The sequence below is a fragment of the Pseudomonas sp. 05T35 genome, assembly GCF_056396605.1.
This window is the reverse complement of record NZ_JBFTLU010000225.1, coordinates 1-7594: the sequence shown is the minus strand read 5'-3', so window position 1 is coordinate 7594 and position 7594 is coordinate 1. Positions and strand designations below refer to the sequence as shown.

10 protein-coding genes, 4 tRNA genes and 1 rRNA gene are annotated in these 7594 nt (G+C 53.7%); all 15 read right to left on the bottom strand.

All coding sequences use genetic code 11. The features are described 5' to 3' along the window. Nucleotides 1–209 (bottom strand): hypothetical protein (locus tag AC1DH9_RS17650; protein ID WP_477808504.1); only part of this gene is annotated, 209 nt, incomplete at its 3' end. A gap of 220 nt (nt 210–429) precedes the next feature. Then, nucleotides 430–987: a 50S ribosomal protein L10 gene (gene rplJ / locus AC1DH9_RS17645; protein ID WP_477808503.1), complete on the bottom strand. Its 558-nt coding sequence runs from the start codon at nt 985–987 to the stop codon at nt 430–432. 198 nt (nt 988–1185) lie between these two features. Further along, the gene (rplA, locus tag AC1DH9_RS17640; RefSeq protein WP_019693883.1) at nt 1186–1881 is read right to left on the bottom strand and encodes a 50S ribosomal protein L1; all 696 of its coding nucleotides are present in this window, start codon (nt 1879–1881) and stop codon (nt 1186–1188) included. After that, nucleotides 1881–2312 carry a 50S ribosomal protein L11 gene (gene rplK / locus AC1DH9_RS17635; RefSeq protein ID WP_477808502.1) on the bottom strand — a complete coding sequence of 144 codons (432 nt, stop codon included), beginning with the start codon at nt 2310–2312 and terminating at the stop codon, nt 1881–1883. Before rplK ends, rplA begins: the two co-directional genes overlap by 1 nt. A gap of 117 nt (nt 2313–2429) precedes the next feature. After that, nucleotides 2430–2963 (bottom strand): transcription termination/antitermination protein NusG, encoded by a 534-nt coding sequence (gene nusG / locus AC1DH9_RS17630; protein ID WP_010443972.1) that lies wholly within the window; start codon nt 2961–2963, stop codon nt 2430–2432. A gap of 9 nt (nt 2964–2972) precedes the next feature. Next, complete coding sequence (gene secE, locus AC1DH9_RS17625; RefSeq protein WP_019693884.1) at nt 2973–3341, bottom strand: preprotein translocase subunit SecE; 369 nt, start codon at nt 3339–3341, stop codon at nt 2973–2975. A gap of 45 nt (nt 3342–3386) precedes the next feature. After that, nucleotides 3387–3462: transfer RNA gene (locus AC1DH9_RS17620), tRNA-Trp, on the bottom strand. Nucleotides 3463–3515: 53 nt separating this feature from the next. Continuing rightward, on the bottom strand, nt 3516–4709 hold the full coding sequence (tuf, locus tag AC1DH9_RS17615) for an elongation factor Tu (RefSeq protein WP_427547347.1): 1194 nt from the start codon (nt 4707–4709) through the stop codon (nt 3516–3518). Nucleotides 4710–4793: 84 nt separating this feature from the next. Continuing rightward, nucleotides 4794–4869 (bottom strand) — tRNA-Thr (locus AC1DH9_RS17610). A gap of 26 nt (nt 4870–4895) precedes the next feature. Continuing rightward, nucleotides 4896–4969: transfer RNA gene (locus tag AC1DH9_RS17605), tRNA-Gly, on the bottom strand. A gap of 25 nt (nt 4970–4994) precedes the next feature. Beyond that, nucleotides 4995–5079 (bottom strand) — tRNA-Tyr (locus AC1DH9_RS17600). A gap of 142 nt (nt 5080–5221) precedes the next feature. After that, on the bottom strand, nt 5222–5668 hold the full coding sequence (locus tag AC1DH9_RS17595) for a hypothetical protein (RefSeq protein WP_427547350.1): 447 nt from the start codon (nt 5666–5668) through the stop codon (nt 5222–5224). Nucleotides 5669–5675: 7 nt separating this feature from the next. Continuing rightward, complete coding sequence (locus tag AC1DH9_RS17590; RefSeq protein WP_427547353.1) at nt 5676–6425, bottom strand: pantothenate kinase; 750 nt, start codon at nt 6423–6425, stop codon at nt 5676–5678. Then, a complete protein-coding gene (gene birA / locus AC1DH9_RS17585; RefSeq protein ID WP_427547356.1) occupies nt 6415–7374 on the bottom strand; it encodes a bifunctional biotin--[acetyl-CoA-carboxylase] ligase/biotin operon repressor BirA in 960 nt (319 codons plus the stop codon). The genes AC1DH9_RS17590 and birA overlap by 11 nt, the downstream gene beginning before the upstream one ends. Nucleotides 7375–7507: 133 nt before the next feature. Then, nucleotides 7508–7594, bottom strand: a 5S ribosomal RNA gene (gene rrf / locus AC1DH9_RS17580); the annotation flags it as partial.

Genomic DNA, 7594 nt, shown 5'->3' with positions numbered 1-7594 from the left:
GCATTGCCGGAGTAGCTGATGATCGGGAAAACGGATTTGAAGGACGCATGCAGGCCCACGTCGCGGAACTGATCTTTAGTCGCTCCCGCTTGCAAGAATTCACGATACGAATCCAGCTGGATGGCCAGGAGGTACGGCACATCCATGACGTCCGGCAACTTGCTAAAGTCCTTGCGGATACGTTTTTTCTCAGTATATGAGTAAGCCATCAGCGTTCCCCAGCTTGGTCACCTGCTTGTTTGGCCCCTCCCGACGGGAGCAGCCAGAAAATCGTGCAAACCCCATGGTTTGCGCCACCGCATCGGGTGGTTACAGCTCGTTATCGGCACCGACCCAGTCGGCTGCCAATAACGGAAAAAGGCCGGTGGCAAGAGCCACCAGCCATCAGCCTTTCGCTTAACGCTCGGGCTGGAGACGCAAAGTCGAAGCTTACTTCAGCTCGACTTTAGCGCCTGCTTCTTCCAGAACTGCTTTGGCTTTGTCAGCTGCGTCTTTGGCAACAGCTTCCAGAACCATGGCAGGCGCCAGAGTACGAGCCAATTTGCTGGTAGCGCCTTGAATCACGCTCATCAGCTGAGAAATTGCTTCGTTACGGGTCGGCAGAGTTGCCAGTACGTCGATTTGGTTAGCTGCGAGGAACTTGCCCTCGAACGCAGCTGCCTTGATCTCGAACTTGTCCTGACCTTTTGCGAATTCCTTGAAGATACGAGCAGCAGCGCCCGGATGTTCTTTGGAGAATGCAATCAAGGTCGGGCCAGTGAACACGTCGTTGAGGACACTGTATTCAGTGTCAGCAACAGCGCGCTTGAGCAGGGTGTTACGTACGACACGTACGTAAACGCCAGCTTCACGAGCCTCTTTACGGAGTCCGGTCATAGCGCCTACTGTTACGCCACGGGCATCAGCCACGACAGCGGACAGAGCAGCTTTGGCAGCCTCGTTGACTTCAGCGACGATGGCCTTCTTGTCTTCGAGTTTAATTGCCACGGGTTTAACTCCTGCTTGTTACCGTTTCATCCAGCCGAAGCCGGATGTCGTTTTGGTGTCTGATTCGGTAAGGAACCGGGAGCACCATCTGCGTAGGCTTGAKGTTTAAGACTTGCGTCGCCTACGGTCTTGGATAGCCCCCGCCAGGCAGGGACCCCAATTTTTCAATTGGCGCAATTACTTGCGCCAATCTGTGTCTTACGCGTCGAGCGAACCCTGGTCGATGACCAGACCTGGGCCCATAGTGGTGCTCAGGGTAACGCGCTTGACGTAAATACCTTTCGAGGAAGCTGGCTTGATACGCTTCAGATCAGCGATCAGGGCTTCAACGTTTTCCTTCAGCTTGACGGCATCGAAGCCGACTTTGCCAACGGAGGTGTGGATAATGCCGTTTTTGTCGGTGCGATAACGAACCTGACCAGCTTTTGCGTTTTTAACCGCGGTAGCTACGTCTGGCGTTACGGTGCCGACTTTAGGGTTAGGCATCAGGCCACGTGGACCGAGGATCTGACCCAACTGACCTACAACACGCATTGCGTCCGGGGAAGCAATAACCACGTCATAGTTCAGGTCGCCGCCTTTCATTTCGGCAGCCAGGTCGTCCATGCCTACGCGATCAGCGCCGGCAGCCAGAGCAGCTTCAGCTGCCGGGCCTTGGGTGAACACAGCAACGCGAACGGTCTTGCCAGTGCCGTGTGGCAGCACAGTAGCGCTACGAACAACCTGGTCAGATTTACGCGGGTCAACACCCAGGTTCACAGCAACGTCGAACGACTCGCTGAACTTGACAGTCGACAGCTCAGCCAGCAGAGCAGCGGCGTCTACAAAGTTGTAGGCCTTGCCCGCTTCGATTTTGCCGGCGATAGCCTTTTGGCGCTTGGTCAGCTTAGCCATTACACACCCTCCACGTTAAGGCCCATGCTACGAGCAGAACCGGCGATAGTACGCACGGCTGCTTCCATATCAGCTGCAGTCAGATCCGCGTTTTTGGTTTTCGCGATTTCTTCCAGCTGAGCACGAGTTACAGTGCCAACCTTAACGGTGTTTGGACGAGCGGAACCGCTAGTCAAACCAGCAGCCTTCTTCAGCAGAACCGAAGCCGGGGTGCTTTTAGTTTCGAAAGTGAAGCTACGSTCGCTGTAGACAGTGATGATCACTGGAGTCGGCAGACCTGGTTCAATACCCTGAGTACGGGCGTTGAAAGCCTTGCAGAATTCCATGATGTTCACGCCGTGCTGACCCAGAGCAGGACCAACAGGTGGGCTTGGGTTAGCCTGAGCGGCCTTCACTTGCAGCTTGATGTAAGCGGTAATCTTCTTGGCCATGAGGCACTCCAATTACGGGTTCGAACGCCTCGAGAGGCTCCCCGGTTACTTGCGCGTTTATCCCAGTGACGACAAAACCCCACAGCCTAGGGCTGCGGGGTTGGGATGCTTGTTCGGCTAGACCTTTTCGACCTGGCTGAACTCCAACTCTACCGGAGTAGAGCGACCGAAAATGAGCACTGCGACTTGGATCCGGCTCTTTTCGTAGTTAACTTCTTCGACTGTGCCGTTAAAATCAGCGAACGGACCGTCAGTAACACGAACCACCTCACCCGGCTCGAACAGAGTCTTGGGTTTCGGCTTGTCACTACCATCAGCAACACGACGCAGAATTGCTTCCGCCTCTTTGTCAGTGATCGGCGCAGGCTTATCAGCGGTACCGCCGATGAAGCCCATCACCCGAGGAGTATCCTTGACCAAGTGCCAAGTACCCTCATTCATATCCATCTGAACCAGCACGTAACCAGGGAAGAATTTACGCTCGCTTTTGCGCTTCTGGCCATTACGCATTTCAACCACTTCTTCAGTGGGAACCAGAATTTCGCCGAAGCCATCTTCCATGCCAGCCAGCTTTACGCGCTCGATCAACGAGCGCATGACATGCTTCTCGTAACCCGAGTAAGCATGCACAACGTACCAACGCTTAGCCACGGGACACCCTTAGCCAACAATCAAGGAAACAAGCCAGCCGAGCAGGGAATCAAGCCCCCACAACAGCAACGCCATAACCAGAACAACAGCCACCACAATCAGGGTGGTCTGCGTGGTTTCTTGGCGAGTTGGCCACACGACTTTACGAATCTCTGTGCGAGCTTCCTTAACCAGTACAAAGAAAGACTTGCCCTTGACGGTCTGCAGGCCTACAAAGGCAGCTACAGCAGCAATAACAAGCAAAGCGAGTACACGGTACAGGATCGGCGCAGCATGGTAATACTGATTGCCGACAACGCCAACAACCACCAAGGCGACTACTACAAGCCACTTGAGCAGATCGAAGCGAGAGCCTTGAGCTTCAGCTTTAGGAGTCATCTATGAAGATCCTGTGAAAAGAAAGCCAGACACACTGAGTGAATCTGGCAGGTCAGGAGGGAATCGAACCCCCAACCTACGGTTTTGGAGACCGTCGCTCTGCCAATTGAGCTACTGACCTAAAACAAAATTAGGCCGACCATTATGCCGGCCTAAAAAAGACATTACAACAACTTACTCGATGACTTTGGCTACGACACCAGCGCCGACGGTACGACCGCCTTCACGGATAGCGAAACGCAGACCATCTTCCATCGCGATGGTTTTGATCAGGGTAACAGTCATCTGAATGTTATCGCCTGGCATCACCATCTCAACGCCTTCTGGCAGCTCACAGTTACCAGTCACGTCAGTTGTACGGAAGTAGAACTGYGGACGGTAGCCCTTGAAGAACGGAGTATGACGACCGCCTTCTTCCTTGCTCAGAACGTAAACTTCTGCGGTGAACTTGGTGTGCGGCTTAACCGAACCCGGCTTGACCAACACCTGACCACGCTCAACATCATCACGCTTGGTACCACGCAACAGAACACCACAGTTCTCACCTGCACGACCTTCATCGAGCAGCTTGCGGAACATTTCAACACCAGTACAGGTGGTGGTAGTAGTGTCACGCAGACCAACGATTTCCAGCGGATCCTGAACGCGAACGATACCGCGCTCAATACGCCCAGTCACAACAGTACCGCGACCCGAAATCGAGAACACATCTTCAATAGGCATCAGGAACGGCTTGTCGATAGCACGCTCAGGCTCCGGGATGTAGCTATCCAGAGTCTCAACCAGCTTCTTGACAGCAGTGGTGCCCATCCCGTTATCGTCAAGACCTTCCAACGCCATACGGGCAGAACCGATAATGATTGGAGTGTCATCACCCGGGAAGTCGTAAGTGCTCAGCAGATCGCGCACTTCCATCTCAACCAGCTCCAGCAGCTCAGCATCGTCTACCAGGTCAGCCTTATTCAGGAAAACCACGATATACGGAACGCCTACCTGACGGGACAACAGGATGTGCTCACGAGTTTGCGGCATCGGACCATCAGCGGCCGAGCAAACCAGGATAGCGCCATCCATCTGAGCAGCACCAGTGATCATGTTCTTCACGTAGTCGGCGTGACCCGGGCAGTCAACGTGCGCATAGTGACGCACGGCCGAGTCATACTCAACGTGAGCAGTGTTAATGGTGATGCCACGAGCTTTTTCTTCTGGGGCGCTATCGATCTTGTCGAAGTCAACTTTAGCCGAACCGAAAACTTCGGAACAGACGCGAGTCAGAGCGGCAGTCAGCGTAGTCTTACCGTGGTCGACGTGACCAATGGTGCCTACGTTGACGTGCGGCTTATTACGTTCGAACTTTTCCTTAGCCATCGAAATCACCCCTAGGAGAAGAATTAAGCAAGTCACACTAGCCATTAAAACAAAGGCAGATATTTTCATATCTGCCTTGTTATATGGAGCTCTTGAGCGGATTTGAACCGCTGACCTCACCCTTACCAAGGGTGTGCTCTACCAACTGAGCTACAAGAGCGAAACACTTTGCACAACCTGCAAACTTGGAGCGGGTAGCGGGAATCGAACCCGCATCATCAGCTTGGAAGGCTGAGGTTCTACCACTAAACTATACCCGCGTAAGCTTGCAGCTCACGCTAAAAATGGTGGWGGGRGAAGGATTCGAACCTTCGAAGTCGTAGACGKCAGATTTACAGTCTGMTCCCTTTGGCCGCTCGGGAACCCCTCCTAAGCGAGCCGGCATTCTACATCATGCCAGCCTTCTGTCAAGCATTTTCTCATTAAAAACCTGAGGTTAGCTGCGTTGACCTCGCTTTGCACCGTTGACCGCTAAAGGTCTTCACTGCGAAGCGGGCGCCATTCTATGCAACCTATTCAGCAGTTGCAACCCCCTCGCACGGCATTATTTTATGTTTTAACTCATTGAATTCTTTAGCAAGGTTCTGCAGCACGGAATCATCAGCCAAACGCCTGCTCTCTGGAACCACGCGCATCCAATATCCAACAGAATCAGGAAGAGAAACCGATAGCTGCTGAACCTTGATATCAAGAGCAGCCAAACGCTGCTCAAGCGTCTTTGCCGTTTCCTGACGAGCAAAACCACCCAGATAAAGGCAATTGGTATCTGCCTGCACAGATTTACCCTTATCACGCGCAGCCGCTGCATCAGGCGTTTCACTCAGCAGACGAATGTCCTGCTGCGAACCTTTATACAAACTTAACGGAGTGACGTCCTTTGCCCGCAAGGGCGCCTCCTGTTGGTGCCAGACGTAATAGAACACATTGAGGACCAGCAACAGCAGAAACAACCAACGCATATAAACCTCAGGACAATGGGCACGCCATGGCCAAACCTACGAAGACGAGATCCGGCACCACCCGCGCCTCTGGCACGACTCCGGAAACCAGGCCTGCATCACCACCAGTGAGGAACACCGAGAATTCCTGCCCCCAATAGCTGCGCGCCAGCTCCAGTTGTGTCAGGACAAACCCTCTCAACATCAATGAACATCCACGCTCCACGGCCTCCACCGTATTTCGACCCGGCTCAAAGCTCTCGAGCGCCCTGGATGCCGCAAGATCGTCATAGCGGATTCGCCGGGTGTGGGTGCGCAACTGGTTACGCATCAAGGGCATTCCTGGACAAATGAAACCTCCAAGGTGCTGGCCATCCGCCGCAATAAAGTCTGCAGTAAGCGCAGTACCAAAATCGAGAACCAGGCAAGCTCCCGAGGCAAGATGAAATGCGCCAAGCATCGCAAGCCAGCGATCAAGGCCCAGCCGCTGATAATCCTCGTAACCGTTGCGGACCCCAGACATTTCACGAACCGGTGCCGCACAGGACACCGTTACACCGAATGCATCGACCAGCAAGGAAACTAGCGCAGCGGTCTCCTCATTAGTCCTTACACTTACCAGGCGACAGTACTTGAGATTCAAGCCATCACAGCCGCGCAAACTTTCCAACAGGGCCAGATCCGAGTCGACCGCCCCCTCAGCAACCACGCGTGCCGCGTCTGCGTGCAATACACGCCACTTAATAAAGCTGTTCCCGCAGTCGAGCTCAAGAATCATCGCGCAACCTCAGACTTAGCTCACCACCACTAAACACCTTTTCTACGCCACCCACGTTCAAACGCAATGCGCCTTGACCATCAATTCCTATCACCTCACCATCAATCCGGTTCACTCCGGCGATCAGCGAAACCGCGCGCCCCTGCCATAGATGTCCTTGCTCCCACTCAGCCTGAAGCGCCGAAAACCCTGCCGACTGGTGACGACTCAGATGCTCTTGGAGAACAACGCCCAAACGCGCCACTAGAAGATTACGATCAAACGCCCTACCCGCTTCGAGACGCATAGAAGTCCATTGCTGATCAACCTCATCAGCCATCTGCATATTTACATTGATTCCCACACCCAGAACGACATGACACACATCAGCAGGATCCCCAACCAACTCCAACAATATGCCGGCGATTTTCTTTTCACCCACCAGGACATCGTTAGGCCACTTCAAACCAGCTTCGGCTATACCCAGATCGCGCAGCGTTTGCATCACGGCAAGGCCGACGACCAGGCTAAGCCCTTCGAGCTGCCGCATCCCACCATCAATTCGCAGCACGAGGCTATAGTAAATATTTTCGGCAAACGGGCTCACCCACTTGCGGCCGCGTCGACCGCGACCAGCAGTTTGTCGCTCCGCAAGAACAAGAAACGGCGCAGCCATTCCGCGCTCTATAGAGCGCAAAGCTTCAGCGTTAGTGGAATCAATCGAATCAAAGACTATTACGGGCCAGCCGCAAGCAGGTGAATGTTCACTGATCTCCACGGCGTTGAGTAGCGTCAATGGCGCACTCAACTGGTAACCACGACCGCGCACCTTGTGGATAGAAAGCCCTAACTCGGCCTCGAGGTGCTGGAGCTGTTTCCACACAGCGCTACGACTGATACCTAGAGCAGCGCCCAGCGCTTGGCCAGAATGGAAACGACCGTCCTTCAGGAGCTTTAACAACGTCAGCATGCAAGTATCGCCTCACAATGAGGTCCGCATGATAGCCATGCCCCAGACCGTTGCATAGAAATCGTAAGAGTCAACTTTCTCGCAGGCAAAACAAAACCCCAACTGCTTTCGCAATTGGGGTTTCGGAATTTAATCTTGACGATGACCTACTCCTCACATGGGGAAACCCCACACTACCATCGGCGATGCATCGTTTCACTGCTGAGTTCGGGATGGGATC

What these genes read in the sequence shown, in the direction of transcription:
- birA (WP_427547356.1), bottom strand. Translation starts at nt 7,374, where the DNA reads ATGCTGACGTTGTTAAAGCTCCTGAAGGACGGTCGTTTCCATTCTGGC.
- rplA (WP_019693883.1), bottom strand. Translation starts at nt 1,881, where the DNA reads ATGGCTAAGCTGACCAAGCGCCAAAAGGCTATCGCCGGCAAAATCGAA.
- secE (WP_019693884.1), bottom strand. Translation starts at nt 3,341, where the DNA reads ATGACTCCTAAAGCTGAAGCTCAAGGCTCTCGCTTCGATCTGCTCAAG.
- AC1DH9_RS17590 (WP_427547353.1), bottom strand. Translation starts at nt 6,425, where the DNA reads ATGATTCTTGAGCTCGACTGCGGGAACAGCTTTATTAAGTGGCGTGTA.
- AC1DH9_RS17595 (WP_427547350.1), bottom strand. Translation starts at nt 5,668, where the DNA reads ATGCGTTGGTTGTTTCTGCTGTTGCTGGTCCTCAATGTGTTCTATTAC.